This window comes from Stenotrophomonas sp. YJH_SMC_6, assembly GCF_059371335.1.
On the sequence record NZ_JCAFUM010000015.1, the window covers coordinates 36,575 to 52,374 of the forward strand.

Below are 15,800 nucleotides of genomic sequence, written 5' to 3' on the forward strand. Positions count from 1 at the left end.
ATGCTCGGCTGCTTTCGTTTCCGGCGCCGATAAATCGGTCGCCCGTCCCATGAAGAATTGTTTGCCATGACCGCCGTTACCCCGTCCAACGCCGTCGCCACCCCCAGCGACATCGTGCAGTCGCCGCTGCCGCGCCTGAAGATCACCGAGATCTTCACCTCGCTGCAGGGCGAAGCCGATACCGCCGGCTGGCCGACCGTGTTCGTGCGCCTGACCGGCTGCCCGCTGCGCTGCCAGTACTGCGATACGGCCTATGCCTTCCATGGCGGCACCTGGTGGGACATCGACGACATCGTGGCCGAGGTGTTGGCCCAGGGCGTGCGCCACGTCTGCGTGACCGGCGGCGAGCCGCTGGCGCAGAAACGCTGCCTGGTGCTGCTGCAGAAGCTGTGCGACGCCGGCATGGACGTCTCGCTGGAAACCTCCGGCGCGCTGGACGTCAGCGCGGTGGACCCGCGTGTATCGCGCGTGGTCGACATCAAGACCCCGGGGTCGGCCGAAGCGGCGCGCAACCGCTGGGAAAACCTGCCGCTGCTGACCGCACGCGACCAGATCAAGTTCGTCATCTGCAGCCGCGGGGACTACGACTGGGCCAAGGCTCTGGTCGCCGAGCACGAGCTGGTGAAGCGCTGCACCGTGTTCTTCTCGCCCAGCAAGGGCGAGATCACCGCGCGGCAGCTGGCCGACTGGATCGTCGAAGACCGCCTGCCGGTGCGCTTCCAGATGCAGTTGCATAAAATCCTGTGGAACGACGAGCCGGGCCGATGAGCCCGCGCGGCGTTCCCTGATGTAGCTCCGGCGCGGGACAGCGTGCTGGCTTTCCCCTCCCAACCGGATGTTTTACCCATGAAGAAGGCAGTCGTGCTTCTCTCCGGCGGCATGGATTCAGCCGCCGTCATCGCCATGGCCCAGGAACAGGGCTTCGCCGTGCATGCCCTGAGCGTGCGCTACGGCCAGCGCCATACCTCCGAACTGGATGCTGCCGCCCGCGTGGCCAAGGCCCAGGGCGTGGTCGCGCACAAGATCGTGGACGTGGACCTGCGCAGCATCGGCGGCTCGGCACTGACCGACGACATCGACGTGCCCGAGGCCGGCGGTGCCGGCATTCCGGTCACCTACGTACCGGCGCGCAACACCATCATGCTGTCGCTGGCCCTCGGCTGGGCCGAAGTGCTCGGTGCCAACGACATCTTCTGCGGCGTCAACGCCGTGGATTATTCCGGCTATCCGGACTGCCGCCCCGAGTTCGTGGCCGCGTTCCAAGCGCTGGCCAACCTGGCCACCAAGTCAGGCGTGGAAGGTGCGGGCATCAAGGTACACGCGCCGCTGCAGTTCCTCAGCAAGGGCCAGATCGTCAGCGAAGGCGTGCGCCTGGGCGTGGACTTCGGCCTGACCGTGTCCTGCTACAACGCCGACGCCAACGGCGCCGCCTGCGGCCACTGTGATGCCTGCCGCCTGCGCGCGCAGGGCTTCGCCGAAGCCGGCGTGCCGGACCCGACGCTGTACGCCTGATCGCCTCTGGTAGTGCCGGCCGCTGGCCGGCTTCCCTGATGGGTGTGAATTCCCAGATGGTGGGTGCGAACTGCTCCTCGGTGGGTGCGAACCTTGGTTCGCACTCCCCGACCCGCCGGGTAGGTCTGACTCTGGTGGGTGCGAACCGTTGGTTCGCACTCCCTGACCCGCCAGGCATGGCCCGGCGCTACCGCTGCCGCAGCCACCCCGACGCTTCAATAAACATCCGCACCGCCTTCGGATCGGCATAGTCCAGCTCGATCATCCGCGCGACACCGGCTTTCTCGTCGGCTTGCTGGCGCATGTACTCCTGCGCGATGCGGTAGCCGGCGTAGTACCCCACATCACCCACCCCGAACGGATTACGGGCGCTGTTGTACAGCCAGTTGTCCAGATCCCCGCCGTCCATTTCAGCGACGAAACGCGTGCGGATTTCCGCTTCGTGCGCGGGCCCGTAGCTGTACAGCGGCAACGCCGGCCGACGCCCGCTCAGCCGTTCGGCCACATACTCCGCCACGCCTTCGCGCACCGCGTACTGCGCCAGGCTGCCGGTAGTCTCGCGCTGCTGGGTATGCACGTACTCGTGCAGGTTGTTCTGCGCGTTGTTCGCCCCCGGACGGCTGTCATAGAAGATCCGCAGGCGATCGCGCATTTTCGCCGGCAACTCGCTCACGTCCACGCGCTCATCGCCCAGCGCCATCTCCGCACCGATCAGTACCTTGTCACCCAGCGTGGTCCCGCCAGTACGCAGCACGCCCACGGCATAGGTGATGGTGGCCGGGCGCAGGGCGGGGTAGAACGTGCGGAAGGCGGCCAGGTCCCGTTCCAGTGTGGCGCTGGCCTGCTGCGCGTTGGCGGTCAATGGGCGTACCGACGTCCAGAAGCGCGGCCACGCACGCATGGCCTCGGCGTATTCGCGGGCGGTGTAGTTACGGACCTGCATCAGCGCATGCAGACCGGGGCTGCCTGGATCGATGTAGCGCTCCTGCACCAGTGCGACCTGGCGTTCAACGTCGGGCTCGGCGCGCACAGCGTCATAGGTGGCCCAGAAGCGGCCGATGTCGTCGGTGACGACCTGGGATGGGGCGGCCAGTGCCGTACAGGGCAGCAACAGGGCGGCAATGAGGCAGAAGGGCAGGCGCATCCGTGGCTCCGGGCAGGAATCACAGCTGGGATGCGCGTGAGGCCCATAAGGTTTAAGCGGGCTCACCAGATCGGGTAGTGCCGGCCGCTGGCCGGCAACCTCGACGCACCAGGGTTTCACTCGGCCCGGTAAAGTAGGGTAGAATGCCCACCCCGCCGAAAGGCTGGGGCAGTGCAATGGGCCGTTAGCTCAGTCGGTAGAGCAGAAGACTTTTAATCTTTTGGTCGAAGGTTCGAATCCTTCACGGCCCACCAGTGAAATCAATGACTTAAAGGCGCCCGAGTGGCGCTTTTTTCGTCAGCTCCGTAATTGACTCCAGAATTCTCGCCTGCCATCGGCGCCGTGACGAGACTCTCTAATCAGGCCCAGAAGCCCTTAGCTGCCTCGATAGGCACTGCTGATCTGCGCGTGAAATCTTTCTATGTATTTGATTTTTAAGGGGAATTTCATCTTCCTCGGTGCGTGGTATGCTCCATTCAACAAGGAACGTAGTCTTAGGGGGCGACCAATGAACGGATTGAAATGGCTGAACGTACGTGCCATTCCTTTTCCATAACTCGTGAGTTATATTGAATGTCCTGGACGATCAATGTAACGACCGATGCGAAGGAGTTCTTGGATGGACTCACTGCCGACGAAAAGGTGGAAGTGTTCGCAACTATCAAGCTGCTCAGGGAGGTGGGGCCGGCATTGCGTCGTCCCACCTCAGGAACTCTGCGTGACAGTGAACTGTCCAACCTGAAAGAGCTCCGCATCCGTTTTGAGCGTAAACAGTTCCGCATCATCTATGCGTTCGACTCTGAACAGAATGCAATTCTGCTCGTCGGTGGTGACAAGGTCCCACTTGGCGAGAAGCTCTGGTACCCCAAATACATTGCCAGGGCGAAGAAGCTCTACGAGGCGCATGAAGCCGAGATTGAGTTGAGGCGCCGACAAGCTACTCACAGTCCTCGTGGGAAGGTGGCCAAACGTGGAAAGAAGCAGGGGAAGTAAAATGGCAACGTTGAATTTTGAAGAAATCCTGGCCGCGCAGCCGCTCGCTGTTCAGCGTTCAATTGACGCTCGTTTCCATGAGCTAGTCTCTGCTTATCCGCTTGCTGACTTGCGCTGTGCCGCTGAGTTGACTCAGGGTGATGTGGCGACTCGGATGCAGATCAGTCAAGCCGCAGTGTCCAAGATGGAAGCTCGAGACGATGTCCTGCTTTCAACTCTTTTTCGCTTCGTGGAAGCGATCGGCGGAAAGCCACGCTTTTGTATTGAGCTAGCAGATCGTGAGTTCGAAGTCTGCCATTCCGAGCGTGGCGCATCTTCTGCGTTCCATCTACGGACACATCCGCGCGGTGCTTTTACTCCTGACGATATCTATGCCAACACTATGCATAGAGCCAGGGCTGGACGGGCTGCGAAAGTGTTCGGTGCATTGAATGGTGCATGGACTCACGGGCATGCAGCCTTACGTTCAGGCTGGATGAGTGCCGAGTCTTCATCCTCGGTCGCGGAGAACGATGTGTGCTATGCGTCGACTCCGGAACTTGGTCTCGCTGCATGAGAACTAGCCCATTACAGGTTGGAAAGGTCACTTACACGGATGTGAACATCCGTGCTACGCCTAATGTCGAAGCTGCCGCGATTGAGCGCGACCTGCCGATCGAGATCGAGGCCGCTGTGTTCTACTCGGCGAATGGGCAGCATTTCGCCACATTGACTGTGACCCAGAAGGATGAGCAATTCGCGTACACGATAGAGGTGTCTGCATTCGCTCCCTTCACTATTGATGTCGTTGGTTGTGCCGAGGCTTACAAGACTGCCTTTAATCCAGGTGTAGTCGGTGTAAACGTGGTCCGTGTGATCTACTCCTCAGTGAGGGACATGATCGCAGGCGTGACGGCGCGCGCGCCGTGGGAGATCGCGTGCATGCCCACCATGATCATTGAGCCTCGCGACATTAGCCTGAACTATGAGCAGGACGGCAGAGAGGAGATCCTTCGATCTCAGTTCGGAATGACGGACGAGAAGATAGATGAGCTGAATAAGGCAAGGGCAGCTCAGAAGGCTAGTGCCCAGAAGCCATCTGCTCAGAGGTCAAAGCGTAGGATGCCCTCAGTACCGGCTCAGTCCGAATAGTGGTACTGGGTGAGTTGAGCGTGAAATAAGGGCGGCCTTGGGCCGCCCTTTGTGTACTTGGTGTCCTATGGGAGAGCGACAATCCCATGCTCTAGAGATCTTTGATCGTTGAAGGCTTTACGCGTGGAACGCTCTTGTCGTAGACCTTCATCATCGCATCGGTGACGCCCAGCGCATCTTGGCGTTCAGCGCGGTTGCCGGCCGTGTCGGTACCGCCCTTTCGCTTGAGGTCGTGGAGGCTGAAGCGCTCCTCGACCGAGATGACCCCGGCGCTGATCGCTAGTTGGATGAAGCGCTGCCAGGTGCTGTCCAGGCTCGTCTTCTGCAGCGGCTCGCCGTGTTCTGCGAGGAAAAGGAAGCGCAGGTCGGCGCGAAGCTGCACGGGCAGCCCGTGGTGCTTGATGATGCCGTCGCGGCGCGCAATGGCAGCATCCCAGGCGCTACGCAGTCGCGGCGTCCATTCCACCAGATTATCCCGGCTGCGCTTCCGTCGATTGGTGTGCAAGCCCTCGGCCGTCCCTTGTGCTTCGGTCAGGGTGAGGGTCTCAATGCCACGCAACCGACAGAGGTAGCCCAGCTCCATGATCATCCATAGATACTGTGGCACCGAGCCCTCAGTTCTCGCTGGTCGCTGGCTGCGCTCCTGTGCGAAGTTAAGCAGCTTGATGTATGCATCATCGGTGGGCAGTCGCTGCCGCTTGCGCTCCTTCGCCTGTTCCAGGCCCTGCGCGGGGTTGTGGTTCACGATGCCCCGATTCAATGCCCAGCGGAAAACGAGCCGTGAGTAGCGCAGCACCTTGTTTGCTTTCGTGGGTGTGCCTGCCGATTCAATCCGATCAATAAGGCGCTGGAAATTGTGATTCCGCAGTTTGTTGACTTGGAGCTTGCCGAACGGCACGCCCAGGTTCGTGGGGTAGCCCACTAGGACATTACGCGCCGACTCGTAGTCCGTACGCGTGCCAGCCGCGAGCCCCTTGAACTTGGCACTGTCGTGGTACTGAGTGCAGACCCATTCCACAGTTCCGGTGCCTTCTGCTGACTCCATGAGGCCATGCAGTTCGGAGAGCTTGGCTTCGGGACCCGCGACCGTTCGGCGAGTTTTCCGGGGCCCATCGATGCCAGTCGTGGCTTCGAAGATGTACCAGCGGCCACGGCCCGTCGAATCCCAGTAAACGCCCTTGGGGATCTTCGTCTGGTCGATGTGTGGCGGGATGGATGGATTGTGTTTTCGCGGTCGAGGTGCCATCAGATTACGTCAGTCCCATATGCATCGTTCGACGCCTGCTGCAGTCCGAGAGCGGCGTTCATTGCTGCTGCGGTGGTCCAGATGCCCCCCTTACCGTCGTACTTGTAGCGAATCCCTTCCCTGCGGGCCCATGCCTCTACCGTGGCAAGGCGTGGGCGTTCGCCCGGCCGGCAAAGCTCCTGTAGATCCTGGAATTGGAGCACTTCTCCAATCATGCAAACAGGTCCAGCTGGGCCGGCAGTGCCGGCGGCGGAGCAGCGACGGCCAAGGGCGTGGGTTGTATGCGGATCAGGCACTCTCCCTCGCCACGCATCTGCCAGGGTCTGCCGGCGATGGGCACAAGGTCGTGGTAGCCACCACCACCGCCCACACGGTCCTTGATCTTCACCTGGTAGTAGTCCCTGCCGCCGAACTGCGTGTGGTGCCCGGGATGCGGCCGAACGGAGACGACCGTGAAAACGGGAAGCAGACGGTTCCAGTCGCTGGCCCGGACTTCATCGTCGTAGTGCCAGGATCCATCCAGATTGCGGTCCATCGAGATAACCTGGTCGCCCACCTCGAAAGGCTTCAGGCTCTCGACATTGCCGTGCGCAGACTTGTGGATCGGGGGGAAGAAGTCGCGAATGGCGAAGAAGAGCCCGCGGCCGTTCGCGTCGGTGAACTCGGAAATGGGGAAGTAGGCAACGGCGATGCCTCCCTCACGCACGAGGTAGAAGGCAGTGCCGCACGGGGTCGGCCCGGCCGTCTCGTGCTTCCGCAGCGACTGGCGGGACCAGCCGCTTTCCAGCAGCTCGAGAACGACACGCTCTGCGAGATCCATACCGATCTCCAGGTGCATCACGCGATCGCGCTGTGCGTCAGCCATGAGCGCACCTCCGCCAGCACCAGCGCAGGCCTGCGCGGCTGATCGCCCACAGGGTGGCGATGCCGGCCGCAAACCCGGCCAGGGCGAACACGTGGACCATTGCAGCGGTGAGCAGCCGGTCAGCCATTGGTGGAATACCTCACGGCTGCCTGCTTTTGTATGCTGGGATCAAGGAGAGATGAAAAAGGGAGCACTGGATGCCAGCGAGTGGGAGTTGGCACGAGGACTGGGTCTTCGCAATCAGGGGCAGGACGGTGACGGCCAGGGTTTCGGTGGAGAGTCCAGGCCGTGGTGAGATCGTGGCGGTTCACGTGGTGTACGGCCCGAGTCTCAACGGTCTGGCGATTCCGGTGGTATCGCAGCAGGATGCGAAGGAGAAGACGGAGATTCTGCTCTGCGATCTGATGGGAAGAGACTGGTGTTGAGCTGAGCAGCTGGTCAGCCATGGGCGTGGTCACGCAGCGCTCCTTTCGCAAAGGCCGAGGTCAGAGGTACAGCCGCCGCCGCCCTGGGCTTGGAAGAACAGATCAAACTGGCGACCGCCTCGGCTGGTGCGGCTCCATTCGACCAACGTGTCGATCCGCGAGTAGGTGCCAGGGCGCTCCACGTCGGTGGGGTCGGTGACGGCCGGGAAGAACGTGGCGCTGCGGCGCTTGTTCGCCGAGGCGACGATTTCTTCCCACTGTCGGATGCGCTCGATGTGATCGGGGAACAGGTCCGCGATGTTCCGCAGCTCGCCCTTGCGGCAGTTGATGCAGGGCATGCAGCCGACGCGGCCCATGCCCAGGGCATAGAGCGGGTTGGGCTCAAGGCCGTGGCGGCGGTGTTGGTCCCATACCTGCTGAACCGTCCAATCGAAGATTGGCCGCCACACGTAGCAGCCGGATTCATGCCGATTGAAGCGCGGCTGCTTGGCACGGTTAGCGGATTCCTCCGCTCGGATGCCCAGCCACTGCAGCACAGGCCCGGCCTTCAGCATCGGCCCAACCACCTGGGTGGTGATCGGGATCGTCTTCAGTTCCTCGGTGCAGAACTGCGCCATCCTGGAAGGGAATCGCCCCTTGCTGATGCAGAGATCCAAGAAGGGGTTGCCTGTGGGCTCATGCAGCGCAGCGGCCTGCCGGACGATCTCATCAGGGATGCCTTCGCGCGGCCAGCGTTCAAGGATGAACGCGCGGTGCTGAGCCAGCTGCCGGGTGAAGTCCGCACGGACAGTTTCGACCTCGGGGCCGCCGGTCTTGTGCGCCAGCTCGGCGACGTAGTCGTAGACGCGCTTATCCTCGTTACCGGTGTCTGCGAACACGGCGCGGAAAGGCCGGCCCAGTTCGATAGCACGCAGGTACACCGCCGTGCTGTCCTTGCCGCCGGAGACATTCACCAGGTGCTGGATGCGGTCAGCCATTGCCCACCGCCTGGCCGTCGATCTTGGACGGCACCTCCTCCATGACAGCGATCCCCTCGCGGTAGATACGCACGTCGTTGTTGTAGTCGTGCTCGCCCTTTGTCTCAATCTCGCGGGTTCCAGGTGCGCCAGGATCGGCGGGCAGGTGCGAGCGCCACTGCTCAATCCGTCGCCGCAACAGTGCACGCACCGCGTCCAGGTCCACGGCCTGCGCGGGCTGCTGCGCGGGCGGGGCGGCGATGGTCGGGCACGGACCCTCATGGCCCGCTGCCAGAGTGCACGCCCAGCCGTTTGGCGGCAGCGCGCAGCGCTCGACCGGCAGGATCGACCATGCGTCCTCGTTCTCCGCTGCCAGTGCTTCGGCATCGGCGCGGCGAACCAGCCACAGCGCGGCGGACCTGTCTGCGGTCCACTCGGGGCCAACTTGCCCCCATGCCATGTATTTCTCGCCACTGCCGTTGGAGATCACAAATCCGCCGCTGCACACCGGCTCCCCCACCGGCTGGCGGGCAGCAATATCAAGTAGCGCAGCAACCATTTCCGGTTGGCTACCACTCAGGCCCAGCTGATTATTTCGAAGCAGGTTTGCGACGGAACTCGTGATTTCTGCGTCGTAATCGGCCTGAGACTTGACCTCCTGCGAAACCAAAACCATCGGCTGACCGTCTTCACCAACCGGCTGGCGGGCGGCGAGGGCGGCTTTTAGTGCGGCCTCAATGCACGTATGGTCTACGTCGACAGCATCTTCAGCAGTGTCATAGTAGGCACGGCACGCTGCATCAACCATTTCATCGCTGACCGATTCCCCCTGACCACCCGGGGAGGGCTGGGCGGAGAGGGCGGCTTGCCATGCTTCCCATGTCCGCTGAGCGTAGTCGCTGTGATAGCGCATCTGGCCGACCCACCAGCCCTTCTCGAGTGACCAGAATTTCCCCGCCCACGCCTCAAACCGCTCCCGCTCGGCCTGATCCCCCAGCCTCACCCTCCCACCGGGCTGCACGTCCGCCAGGGTTGTCTTCTCTTTGCTCATGCCTGCAGGTCCTTGCTGGGGTTGGGAAGGCGCGCCTGACGCAGCGATTCCCAAGTGAGGGGATAGGGGCCGCGCTTCACCCGCGCGTCGGCAGTGGTCATCGACACGCCCAGTTCGTCGGCGATCTGGCGCATCGTGTAGCGCTTGTTCTCAATCACGCGGGCGTAAAGCGCGGCCTTTGCTCTGCCAGCCTTGACGCGGTAGCGGTGGTGCCGCTCGCTCAGCGTGGGGTCCATTAGGGTGTGTCCGATCCGGAGGGGGCAGCTGTCGGCGTTGTCATTGCGGCGATTGCCAGTGGCCGCACAAACCATGCACCTGGGCCATCTTCTGTATCTCCCAACCACACCAGGCGCCAATCGGCGCCGGGGCCAGTGGGCTGCCACGCCCGCATCTCGTCCCAGTAGCGATGGTCACCGGCCTCCACCGCTTCCTCTGAGAACTCGCCCTCAACCACGACCAGGTCGAAGCCCTGCGCAAGGAACAGTGGGCGCAGCGATAGCTCGCGCCCATCAGCCCACATGGGCACGTCCGGATGGCACAGAATCTCGCCGTCGGCATTGCGCGGGGGAAGTCGGCTAGGGTGGTACATGCCGCGCCACGGGTCCGCCGGATCGACCACAGTGCGTGTCTGATTCCTGACCAACTCCAGCAGCTCGGTCGCCTGCGCCAGCCGGGCCCGGGTGGCGTCGCAGAGCGGCGTGTCGCCGTCCTGCATGCTGCTGCGCAGAGTCGCCACATAGGCGGTGACGGCGGCTTCGAACACGCGCAGGTCCTGCAGGCGAGGCAGGCGATGATGCAGATCACGCAGCGCGGTCTGGGCCTGTGTGAGCGTGATGACCTTTGCCTGGTTCGGCAGCCACACAGCCTCGACCGCGATCGCGCTGATCGTGTCGAACGCGTTGCGCAGGACGGGGCAGTTCGTGGGGAGTGTGGTGAGGGTCGCGGTCATCGGCGGGCCTGCTTGAATTGGGTGTCGGTGTTTACGAACGCGCCTGCGAGCGGGTGCGGTGTGGACGCCTGCTCGGCGCCAGCGGAGCGAAGGGGGAAGGGCGGGGCATGGCGATAGCGGCGGTTGGGGTCCGATGCGAACTTGCCGCCTTCGATGCGGATCACCTGGTACTCCGGGAACGCCTCATCCGGCAGCGCTTCGCGTGCCTCTTCCATCAGCGCGACAAAGCGTGCCTGCCACTCGATCGGCATCGACTGCAGGGTGCGTCGCGGCACCACGTGATAGGCGGCGCGGCTGACGCCGAATGCGTGCCATGCCGGGCCGTCGGAATAGCTGCTGCCGGGCCGGCCGGGTTCGGTAACGCTCGCTGCGTGCGAATCGCTGCTCATGGGTACCTCAGTCAATGTCATGGGCTGCCATGCGCTCTGCATAGCTGCCGTGGTTGGCTGCGTGTCGGCTCATCAGCGGGCGAAGCAGCGTGTGCCCCAGCACTTCGATGTGCCCGCCGGCTGCGAGGAATGCGTCCAGGTCGTCGGCCAACTGCTGCCGGTCGAATTCCCGGTGTCGGATCGTAGTCGCCGCGTCACTGACGCCTGTAATCGGCTCCACTGCGCAGGTCGGCTGCACTCGAGCAGGAGCCGCGCGCAGCGGGGCGATCGCATGTTGCGTGTGGCCGGACAGGCGCCAGATCCCTCGTACGCCCGAGCGGTGGCAGATGGCCTGGCCGCTGCGCGCCAGCCCCTTTAGCGTGTAGCCGATGGCCTGGTGGGTGCCGTTGATGCGGCCAGCGGTCTTGATCTGCTCGACCGTGGCGCCTTGCGGGAACATGGACAGGACCCTGCGCACTTCGGCAGCGCGGCCGGTCTGCTGTGGACGGGCGCTCATGCGCGGGCCCCGGCAATCAGTTCGCGCATGGCCCAGCCGTGGTGCATTACCTTGGATGAGCTGTCGGCGACAGCATCGGGGTTCTCGGTCAGGACCAGTGTGTTATCCAGCGGGTAGCTGCTGTGCCCATCCCAGTCTTCAATCACGGCCTGCAGGCCGAAGTGTTCGCGCAGCTCCTGCGCGTTGGCGTTTTTTCCGCACAGATGCGGCCCATAGATCACAACAGAACGGCTCATGCCTGGATTCCTCGCGTGCGGCGCGTAGCGCGGTTGATGGGGGAGGTCGACCGAACCCGCACGCCCTGGCGGTCGAGCCAGCGATGCGCGGCCTGTGCGGCCAGTCGGTTGAGGGAAAACGTGACGCCGCCGAGGGTGAGCGAGTGGTGCGATACCCCCACGCTCCGGCTGGCGCTGGCGGCGACCTTCAGGAGCGACTCGCGCGGCGCGGCGGTGTAAAGACCGGCCCATAGCCAGCCCTGGCACACCATCAAGACGAGTGACTCGCCCTGATGGCCGGTGGCGAATTGCTGCTCCACTGGCAGCACGGTGTGCACGCTCATGCGGTCAGCGCCAGGTCGCGGGCTTTGGCGATCTCGGCCTCGGCGGCGGCGATGCCGATGGCGGTCAAGGTCGCCTTGCGCGGCAGCTGCGGATCGTCGTACCTGATCAGCACGCGCTCATCCAGCCAGTTCATGACGCGGCGCGTGAACAGCTTCTCGGGGCGGTTGCGAGGTGCAAAGCCGTTCGCGGTGCGGTGTAGGGTGTGGTCGAATGCGCCATGCGCTGCGAGCAACGCGGCTTTTTCCTTCGGCTTCAGTGGAGCGGCCATGGGCAGTTCTCCTGGTCAGGCAGCGATGGGCGTGGAAGGGGACTGGGCGGCGATCTCGTTCAGGACCTCGCCGCGATGGCGGGCAAGCAGGGAGATCGGGATGCGCAGGTGGGCAAGGCTCGCGTCGGTCCAGCGCAGCTCGGCCAACGCGGCTCTCTCCTTCGGTACTGGTCGGGTCGCCAGGCCACAGCGATGGCATTCGATGTGCAGCAGCGGCGGGCAGGGGGCGCCCAGGCGATGGCCGGTCGGTGCGCCTTCGGTCACGACGATTTGCGGTCGGTGGCCGGGCGCGCACAGAGGCACTGAGTCGGGCAGCGGGCGAGCGGTCTGGCGCATGATCAGCCCCTCACCGAAGTGCTGAGCGCCCAACGCGCCTTGGCTGCATCGCGGTCCGTGTGCGCCTGGTGGATCTCCGCGATACGGAGCGGCACGACAACCGCAGCCACCAGCGCAACCGCTGCCCAAGCGAGGCGGAGGCGCCGGCTCATGCGGCACCGCCTTGGACGCGGGCGACGGCTCGCTGGCAACGAGGGCACGTCACCGGCTGCGATTCGCACACCGTCCAGCCGACCGAGCGGCGACCAGGCTGTGCGCCGCACATTGCTTTGCCTGCGAATCCAGAGCTGCGGCGCACTTCGGCTGCGGAGACCGCGTGCAGATTTCTGCCTTGCCCGCGCTCCAAACCGTTTGTGCACCTGCCGGCGAGTTTCGCCGCAACAACATCGAGAGGAGCGCTCATGCCCGCACCTCGGCTGACATGTCGCGCGAGCAGGCTTCCAGCCGGAGGCTGGCGACGCCCATGCGCCGGGAGCGGCGCAACTGATTGCGGTTGTGTTCGCCCTTGCTACGGACCCACAGGGTCCGAGCGGTGCTGTGATCGCGTGCTGCCACTGCCCGCAGGGCCTTCACGGCCAACAGGGGCAGCGGGCTCGGGGTTGGATCGGCGTAGCGATGAGACATGGCGCGCTCCTGTTCGAAGGAGGGCGCCGGCGGGTCAGTAGCCGAGGGGGCGGCTATCGCCGGTCAGGGGAGGGGCCGGCGAGTGGCGACCCGCCGGTCGCCCGCCAGCTGCAAAGCTGGCAGGACGGACTCTACAAACAAACTTGCGTGATCGTCAACAAGAAAACTTGCGCAATCGGGCGATCACCTCGTAAACCCTGACCTTCGGCCTTCTTGGGTCAAAGCTGAATGGGTCAACGGGTGCTAACCTCCGGGCCTTCTATGGAGGGAGGGGAGGTGTATGGAAGTGTTCTTCAGCACGCTGGGTGCGCTGGGTGTGTGGCTCGTGGCGCTGGCCGTGCTTGCTTTGGCCGTCATGGGGCTGCTTATGCCCTTGGCCGTGTTCGGCATCAAACCTCTTTTGCGGGTGCTCATTGAGGAGCAGCGCAGGAACAACCGTTTGCTCGCGAGGCAGGTGCTGCGGGATCAGGGTATTGAGCCGGAGGACGTGGCAGGAGTAGCCACGTCCAGAGATGATGGTGAGCCGCAGACGCTGCAGGACTTCATTCGCGAGCGTGACGGGCACAAGCCGTAAGGGAACCAATCAAGGGTGTGGCAAAACTGCGGCCATGTTCTTGATGAGCCCTGTTTGTTCGAGGGGGAAGCCCTCCATGATGGCTTCCCTTGCTTCTTCCATTTCGCACAGCAAGGCGCGCAGCTCTGCCGTTGATAGGTCGCTAAGACGCTGCCTCAGAACCAGGTGCTGGTCGACAAGCCACGCAAGCTGGAACGCGTCGCAAAGCATGCGAATTCGTCGAATATATGCCAAGGCGGTAGCGTCGCTTGGCTCATGTGCGTGGCACTGGCGCAGGCATCTTGCGTCGGGCGGCCGTGCTTGCTGCCGGACCTTGTTAGCGAGTGCCTGCGCGAGAGCTTCCAGTGCTGCCGCTTCCTTCATGATCAACCCCCTTTGAAATCTGGCGCTTCCGCAGGTGCGCGGTAAAGTCGACCACGTTGTCCGGCGTGACTGTCTTCTCCTGGCGGGCGGTCAGGTAGCTGTGAGCCAAGATGACAATCGAGGCGTCGCTGGCATCCTCTGGATCGAACGGCGATCCAAGAGCGAGACAGGCCAGGCGGACAAGTTGGTACGACGCGGCAAGCGTAGGGGCGTCGAGTTGCACGGTTTGAGACTGCGCAGCTCGGGGTGTTGAGAGCGCATTCAGTGGCTCATCCTTGTGCCAGCCAAGGAACTGCTCGACTGACATGCCGAACGCGCGTGCAAGCTCCACCATGTACCTGGGGCGGCGTGTCGGGGTATCTAGTAGCTGCTGGATGTGCTGGTACTTCACGTTGGGTGCGCCCGCAGCGCGGACACGGGCTGCCAGAGCCTCAACGCCAAGCCCGTGGACCTCCATCAGGCCCCGTGTGATTTCACCGATCAACATGCAAGCAATCTTGCACTGTTGATTCGCAAGAAAGATTGCGCTAGTTTATCGCAAGAATTCTTGTGAACGGGCATTTCATGACCCCTCTGCAACGGGCTATCGCGATCTGTGGGACCCAGAGTGAGCTGGCGCGGCGTGTGACCGGCAAGCCTGCGACTGGCTACGTCTATCACTGGCGAAAGAACGGTGTGACCGAGGAGGTGGCGATCGCCATCGAGAGGGCGGTCGCCTCGGCGATGGCCGAGAACCAGGATGCCGCAAAGCGGGCCGCCACCCTCGGGGGCAGAGTAACCGCCGACGAGCTGATACCGGGCGTGCGCTGGGAGCGTGATGCTGGTGGCACCATCGTCGGGTACTTCAAGCGCGTCAGCGGATCGCTGGGGGTAGCCAGTGCCAGCCCGTGACCCAGCGCTAATCGTCTCCATAGCTCGCTACGGCTGGGTGCGCGGCCACCAGCGCTACCGGCTTTTCCGCATCCGGCAGCAGATCCGCAAGAGCGGGGTGGTGATGATCCTCCTGGCCATGATTGCCGCTCTTGCGCTGGGAGTGCACGGGCGCCCACAGGATCGCAACAACCCCGCCTACTCCGGTGCGAGCGTCAAAGGATCGGATGGTTTGAAAGCGCATGCGCTGAGGGAGCGTGATGATCTCCGGCATGGCAGCAATGTTGATCGACGCACTGCTCAGCGCGGAACGATGAAATGCTCGGTGTTTCAGGGGGAGGGCGCATGACCTGCCTTCGCTCTGATCTTCACTGGCGGGATGCTTTGAACAATGCGGTCTCGTGCGCGCCAGGTGGCGTGCAAGACGCGGCTGCACACATAAGCAAACGCCGTGGTAAGTCCATCAGCACTGAGACGCTTCGGAAGAAGCTGCGAGGAATCGAGGGCGAGTCCGTCTCCATGGAGATGGCCGAGATCCTAACCGAGTACCTGCAGCGATTCGTAGGGACCCAGGCAATGGCTACCGACTGGGTCTGCTCACTGGCAGCTCAGTTCGGCCTGATGGTCGACTATGTGCCCGCACCACCTCTCGGTGGTTGGCCGGACGAGTTGGCCGCAATCCAAGCGAAGCTGCTGGAACTGCACAAACTGACGGGGCAATTGGCAGGCGCCGGTATTGATGCGCTCGCCGATCGACGCCTGACCGTCCCCGAAGCTGATCGTATCCAAGACCTCTCCCGGGAAGTCCGCACCCTCTGTTTCCGACTGGAGCGGAACGCATGCCGCGCTGCCGGCCTGCAAGGAACTGAGGACTGACGTGGCGATTCATCACGCCCCTCGATCTAAGTATCGATGGCGTGGTCCAGCCAGCGCTTCCGCGCGGCAAGCAATGGAGCTTGCAGCACTCGCGTTGACTGATGCGGTGCCAGGCTTGGTGGGCGACGAAGCATTGGCGGAGCGCGAGCGCATCCGCCGGCGACAAGAGCAG

General features: G+C 63.4%; 27 protein-coding genes and 1 tRNA gene. 10 read left to right on the forward strand and 18 right to left on the reverse strand.

What is annotated here, in order from left to right; translation table 11 throughout:
- Nucleotides 1-66: 66 nt before the first annotated feature.
- Complete coding sequence (gene queE, locus AC5P9N_RS17165) at nt 67-768, forward strand: 7-carboxy-7-deazaguanine synthase QueE (protein ID WP_012481068.1); 702 nt, start codon at nt 67-69, stop codon at nt 766-768.
- A 78-nt stretch (nt 769-846) separates the two neighbouring features.
- Complete coding sequence (gene queC, locus AC5P9N_RS17170; RefSeq protein ID WP_012481067.1) at nt 847-1,512, forward strand: 7-cyano-7-deazaguanine synthase QueC; 666 nt, start codon at nt 847-849, stop codon at nt 1,510-1,512.
- Nucleotides 1,513-1,699: 187 nt separating this feature from the next.
- Here the strand turns inward: queC and AC5P9N_RS17175 are convergent, their stop codons facing one another.
- Nucleotides 1,700-2,656: a DUF2268 domain-containing putative Zn-dependent protease gene (locus tag AC5P9N_RS17175; protein WP_164212742.1), complete on the reverse strand. Its 957-nt coding sequence runs from the start codon at nt 2,654-2,656 to the stop codon at nt 1,700-1,702.
- Nucleotides 2,657-2,834: 178 nt separating this feature from the next.
- Between AC5P9N_RS17175 and AC5P9N_RS17180 the strand changes: the two genes are divergently transcribed.
- The 4 genes from AC5P9N_RS17180 (at nt 2,835) to AC5P9N_RS17195 (ending at nt 4,780) form a co-directional block, all read left to right on the forward strand.
- Nucleotides 2,835-2,910, forward strand: a tRNA-Lys gene (locus tag AC5P9N_RS17180).
- A 319-nt stretch (nt 2,911-3,229) separates the two neighbouring features.
- Nucleotides 3,230-3,649, forward strand: a complete 420-nt coding sequence (locus tag AC5P9N_RS17185; RefSeq protein ID WP_495223843.1) for a type II toxin-antitoxin system RelE/ParE family toxin — start codon at nt 3,230-3,232, stop codon at nt 3,647-3,649.
- A gap of 1 nt (nt 3,650) precedes the next feature.
- Nucleotides 3,651-4,205 carry a helix-turn-helix domain-containing protein gene (locus AC5P9N_RS17190; protein ID WP_080355922.1) on the forward strand — a complete coding sequence of 185 codons (555 nt, stop codon included), beginning with the start codon at nt 3,651-3,653 and terminating at the stop codon, nt 4,203-4,205.
- Between the two features lie 41 nt (nt 4,206-4,246).
- Nucleotides 4,247-4,780, forward strand: coding sequence for a hypothetical protein (locus AC5P9N_RS17195; protein ID WP_146110230.1), 534 nt, complete (start codon nt 4,247-4,249; stop codon nt 4,778-4,780).
- 91 nt (nt 4,781-4,871) lie between these two features.
- Here the strand turns inward: AC5P9N_RS17195 and AC5P9N_RS17200 are convergent, their stop codons facing one another.
- The 15 genes from AC5P9N_RS17200 to AC5P9N_RS17270 form a co-directional block, all read right to left on the reverse strand.
- Nucleotides 4,872-6,026 (reverse strand): site-specific integrase, encoded by a 1,155-nt coding sequence (locus AC5P9N_RS17200; protein ID WP_495223844.1) that lies wholly within the window; start codon nt 6,024-6,026, stop codon nt 4,872-4,874.
- Nucleotides 6,026-6,241: a hypothetical protein gene (locus AC5P9N_RS17205; RefSeq protein ID WP_239507155.1), complete on the reverse strand. Its 216-nt coding sequence runs from the start codon at nt 6,239-6,241 to the stop codon at nt 6,026-6,028. Before AC5P9N_RS17205 ends, AC5P9N_RS17200 begins: the two co-directional genes overlap by 1 nt.
- Nucleotides 6,238-6,891 (reverse strand): hypothetical protein, encoded by a 654-nt coding sequence (locus AC5P9N_RS17210; RefSeq protein ID WP_495223845.1) that lies wholly within the window; start codon nt 6,889-6,891, stop codon nt 6,238-6,240. The genes AC5P9N_RS17205 and AC5P9N_RS17210 overlap by 4 nt, the downstream gene beginning before the upstream one ends.
- The gene (locus AC5P9N_RS17215; RefSeq protein WP_495223846.1) at nt 6,884-7,018 is read right to left on the reverse strand and encodes a hypothetical protein; all 135 of its coding nucleotides are present in this window, start codon (nt 7,016-7,018) and stop codon (nt 6,884-6,886) included. Before AC5P9N_RS17215 ends, AC5P9N_RS17210 begins: the two co-directional genes overlap by 8 nt.
- A gap of 327 nt (nt 7,019-7,345) precedes the next feature.
- A complete protein-coding gene (locus AC5P9N_RS17220) occupies nt 7,346-8,293 on the reverse strand; it encodes a phosphoadenosine phosphosulfate reductase domain-containing protein (protein WP_495223847.1) in 948 nt (315 codons plus the stop codon).
- Nucleotides 8,286-9,323 carry a hypothetical protein gene (locus tag AC5P9N_RS17225; protein WP_495223848.1) on the reverse strand — a complete coding sequence of 346 codons (1,038 nt, stop codon included), beginning with the start codon at nt 9,321-9,323 and terminating at the stop codon, nt 8,286-8,288. Before AC5P9N_RS17225 ends, AC5P9N_RS17220 begins: the two co-directional genes overlap by 8 nt.
- Nucleotides 9,320-9,559 carry a hypothetical protein gene (locus AC5P9N_RS17230; protein ID WP_329766003.1) on the reverse strand — a complete coding sequence of 80 codons (240 nt, stop codon included), beginning with the start codon at nt 9,557-9,559 and terminating at the stop codon, nt 9,320-9,322. The genes AC5P9N_RS17225 and AC5P9N_RS17230 overlap by 4 nt, the downstream gene beginning before the upstream one ends.
- Nucleotides 9,559-10,272 carry a hypothetical protein gene (locus tag AC5P9N_RS17235; protein ID WP_495223849.1) on the reverse strand — a complete coding sequence of 238 codons (714 nt, stop codon included), beginning with the start codon at nt 10,270-10,272 and terminating at the stop codon, nt 9,559-9,561. Before AC5P9N_RS17235 ends, AC5P9N_RS17230 begins: the two co-directional genes overlap by 1 nt.
- Nucleotides 10,269-10,661 (reverse strand): hypothetical protein, encoded by a 393-nt coding sequence (locus tag AC5P9N_RS17240; RefSeq protein WP_495223850.1) that lies wholly within the window; start codon nt 10,659-10,661, stop codon nt 10,269-10,271. Before AC5P9N_RS17240 ends, AC5P9N_RS17235 begins: the two co-directional genes overlap by 4 nt.
- A gap of 7 nt (nt 10,662-10,668) precedes the next feature.
- A complete protein-coding gene (locus tag AC5P9N_RS17245; protein WP_495223851.1) occupies nt 10,669-11,157 on the reverse strand; it encodes a hypothetical protein in 489 nt (162 codons plus the stop codon).
- Complete coding sequence (locus tag AC5P9N_RS17250) at nt 11,154-11,393, reverse strand: hypothetical protein (RefSeq protein ID WP_107380208.1); 240 nt, start codon at nt 11,391-11,393, stop codon at nt 11,154-11,156. The genes AC5P9N_RS17245 and AC5P9N_RS17250 overlap by 4 nt, the downstream gene beginning before the upstream one ends.
- A complete protein-coding gene (locus AC5P9N_RS17255; RefSeq protein ID WP_495223852.1) occupies nt 11,390-11,716 on the reverse strand; it encodes a hypothetical protein in 327 nt (108 codons plus the stop codon). The genes AC5P9N_RS17250 and AC5P9N_RS17255 overlap by 4 nt, the downstream gene beginning before the upstream one ends.
- Nucleotides 11,713-11,985, reverse strand: coding sequence for a hypothetical protein (locus tag AC5P9N_RS17260; RefSeq protein ID WP_495223853.1), 273 nt, complete (start codon nt 11,983-11,985; stop codon nt 11,713-11,715). The genes AC5P9N_RS17255 and AC5P9N_RS17260 overlap by 4 nt, the downstream gene beginning before the upstream one ends.
- Nucleotides 11,986-12,000: 15 nt before the next feature.
- Nucleotides 12,001-12,249 carry a hypothetical protein gene (locus AC5P9N_RS17265; RefSeq protein WP_239684643.1) on the reverse strand — a complete coding sequence of 83 codons (249 nt, stop codon included), beginning with the start codon at nt 12,247-12,249 and terminating at the stop codon, nt 12,001-12,003.
- 471 nt (nt 12,250-12,720) lie between these two features.
- Entirely contained in the window at nt 12,721-12,945 is a 225-nt protein-coding gene (locus tag AC5P9N_RS17270; protein ID WP_049460327.1) for a hypothetical protein, read from the reverse strand.
- Nucleotides 12,946-13,225: 280 nt separating this feature from the next.
- Here AC5P9N_RS17270 and AC5P9N_RS17275 point away from each other — a divergent pair, with 280 nt between their 5' ends.
- On the forward strand, nt 13,226-13,519 hold the full coding sequence (locus tag AC5P9N_RS17275; protein ID WP_049460326.1) for a hypothetical protein: 294 nt from the start codon (nt 13,226-13,228) through the stop codon (nt 13,517-13,519).
- Between the two features lie 9 nt (nt 13,520-13,528).
- Here AC5P9N_RS17275 and AC5P9N_RS17280 read toward each other — a convergent pair whose 3' ends face one another.
- Together AC5P9N_RS17280 and AC5P9N_RS17285 are read right to left on the reverse strand one after the other, a co-directional pair.
- Nucleotides 13,529-13,882, reverse strand: a complete 354-nt coding sequence (locus tag AC5P9N_RS17280; protein WP_495223854.1) for a hypothetical protein — start codon at nt 13,880-13,882, stop codon at nt 13,529-13,531.
- Nucleotides 13,836-14,369, reverse strand: coding sequence for a hypothetical protein (locus AC5P9N_RS17285; protein ID WP_495223855.1), 534 nt, complete (start codon nt 14,367-14,369; stop codon nt 13,836-13,838). Before AC5P9N_RS17285 ends, AC5P9N_RS17280 begins: the two co-directional genes overlap by 47 nt.
- Before the next feature lie 77 nt (nt 14,370-14,446).
- Here AC5P9N_RS17285 and AC5P9N_RS17290 point away from each other — a divergent pair, with 77 nt between their 5' ends.
- Genes AC5P9N_RS17290 through AC5P9N_RS17300 form a run of 3 tightly spaced genes read left to right on the forward strand, consistent with a single transcriptional unit; the run spans nt 14,447 to nt 15,628 of the window.
- Nucleotides 14,447-14,773: a helix-turn-helix domain-containing protein gene (locus AC5P9N_RS17290; protein WP_329813026.1), complete on the forward strand. Its 327-nt coding sequence runs from the start codon at nt 14,447-14,449 to the stop codon at nt 14,771-14,773.
- On the forward strand, nt 14,760-15,101 hold the full coding sequence (locus tag AC5P9N_RS17295; protein ID WP_495223856.1) for a hypothetical protein: 342 nt from the start codon (nt 14,760-14,762) through the stop codon (nt 15,099-15,101). Before AC5P9N_RS17290 ends, AC5P9N_RS17295 begins: the two co-directional genes overlap by 14 nt.
- The gene (locus tag AC5P9N_RS17300) at nt 15,098-15,628 is read left to right on the forward strand and encodes a hypothetical protein (protein ID WP_049460323.1); all 531 of its coding nucleotides are present in this window, start codon (nt 15,098-15,100) and stop codon (nt 15,626-15,628) included. Before AC5P9N_RS17295 ends, AC5P9N_RS17300 begins: the two co-directional genes overlap by 4 nt.
- Nucleotides 15,629-15,800: the final 172 nt, after the last annotated feature.

Coding starts and splice junctions, on each gene's coding strand:
- queE (WP_012481068.1), top strand. CDS start 67: ATGACCGCCGTTACCCCGTCCAACGCCGTCGCCACCCCCAGCGACATC.
- queC (WP_012481067.1), top strand. CDS start 847: ATGAAGAAGGCAGTCGTGCTTCTCTCCGGCGGCATGGATTCAGCCGCC.
- AC5P9N_RS17175 (WP_164212742.1), bottom strand. CDS start 2,656: ATGCGCCTGCCCTTCTGCCTCATTGCCGCCCTGTTGCTGCCCTGTACG.
- AC5P9N_RS17185 (WP_495223843.1), top strand. CDS start 3,230: ATGTCCTGGACGATCAATGTAACGACCGATGCGAAGGAGTTCTTGGAT.
- AC5P9N_RS17190 (WP_080355922.1), top strand. CDS start 3,651: ATGGCAACGTTGAATTTTGAAGAAATCCTGGCCGCGCAGCCGCTCGCT.
- AC5P9N_RS17200 (WP_495223844.1), bottom strand. CDS start 6,026: ATGGCACCTCGACCGCGAAAACACAATCCATCCATCCCGCCACACATC.
- AC5P9N_RS17205 (WP_239507155.1), bottom strand. CDS start 6,241: ATGATTGGAGAAGTGCTCCAATTCCAGGATCTACAGGAGCTTTGCCGG.
- AC5P9N_RS17210 (WP_495223845.1), bottom strand. CDS start 6,891: ATGGCTGACGCACAGCGCGATCGCGTGATGCACCTGGAGATCGGTATG.
- AC5P9N_RS17215 (WP_495223846.1), bottom strand. CDS start 7,018: ATGGCTGACCGGCTGCTCACCGCTGCAATGGTCCACGTGTTCGCCCTG.
- AC5P9N_RS17220 (WP_495223847.1), bottom strand. CDS start 8,293: ATGGCTGACCGCATCCAGCACCTGGTGAATGTCTCCGGCGGCAAGGAC.
- AC5P9N_RS17225 (WP_495223848.1), bottom strand. CDS start 9,323: ATGAGCAAAGAGAAGACAACCCTGGCGGACGTGCAGCCCGGTGGGAGG.
- AC5P9N_RS17230 (WP_329766003.1), bottom strand. CDS start 9,559: ATGGACCCCACGCTGAGCGAGCGGCACCACCGCTACCGCGTCAAGGCT.
- AC5P9N_RS17235 (WP_495223849.1), bottom strand. CDS start 10,272: ATGACCGCGACCCTCACCACACTCCCCACGAACTGCCCCGTCCTGCGC.
- AC5P9N_RS17240 (WP_495223850.1), bottom strand. CDS start 10,661: ATGAGCAGCGATTCGCACGCAGCGAGCGTTACCGAACCCGGCCGGCCC.
- AC5P9N_RS17245 (WP_495223851.1), bottom strand. CDS start 11,157: ATGAGCGCCCGTCCACAGCAGACCGGCCGCGCTGCCGAAGTGCGCAGG.
- AC5P9N_RS17250 (WP_107380208.1), bottom strand. CDS start 11,393: ATGAGCCGTTCTGTTGTGATCTATGGGCCGCATCTGTGCGGAAAAAAC.
- AC5P9N_RS17255 (WP_495223852.1), bottom strand. CDS start 11,716: ATGAGCGTGCACACCGTGCTGCCAGTGGAGCAGCAATTCGCCACCGGC.
- AC5P9N_RS17260 (WP_495223853.1), bottom strand. CDS start 11,985: ATGGCCGCTCCACTGAAGCCGAAGGAAAAAGCCGCGTTGCTCGCAGCG.
- AC5P9N_RS17270 (WP_049460327.1), bottom strand. CDS start 12,945: ATGTCTCATCGCTACGCCGATCCAACCCCGAGCCCGCTGCCCCTGTTG.
- AC5P9N_RS17275 (WP_049460326.1), top strand. CDS start 13,226: ATGGAAGTGTTCTTCAGCACGCTGGGTGCGCTGGGTGTGTGGCTCGTG.
- AC5P9N_RS17280 (WP_495223854.1), bottom strand. CDS start 13,882: ATGAAGGAAGCGGCAGCACTGGAAGCTCTCGCGCAGGCACTCGCTAAC.
- AC5P9N_RS17285 (WP_495223855.1), bottom strand. CDS start 14,369: ATGTTGATCGGTGAAATCACACGGGGCCTGATGGAGGTCCACGGGCTT.
- AC5P9N_RS17290 (WP_329813026.1), top strand. CDS start 14,447: ATGACCCCTCTGCAACGGGCTATCGCGATCTGTGGGACCCAGAGTGAG.
- AC5P9N_RS17300 (WP_049460323.1), top strand. CDS start 15,098: ATGACCTGCCTTCGCTCTGATCTTCACTGGCGGGATGCTTTGAACAAT.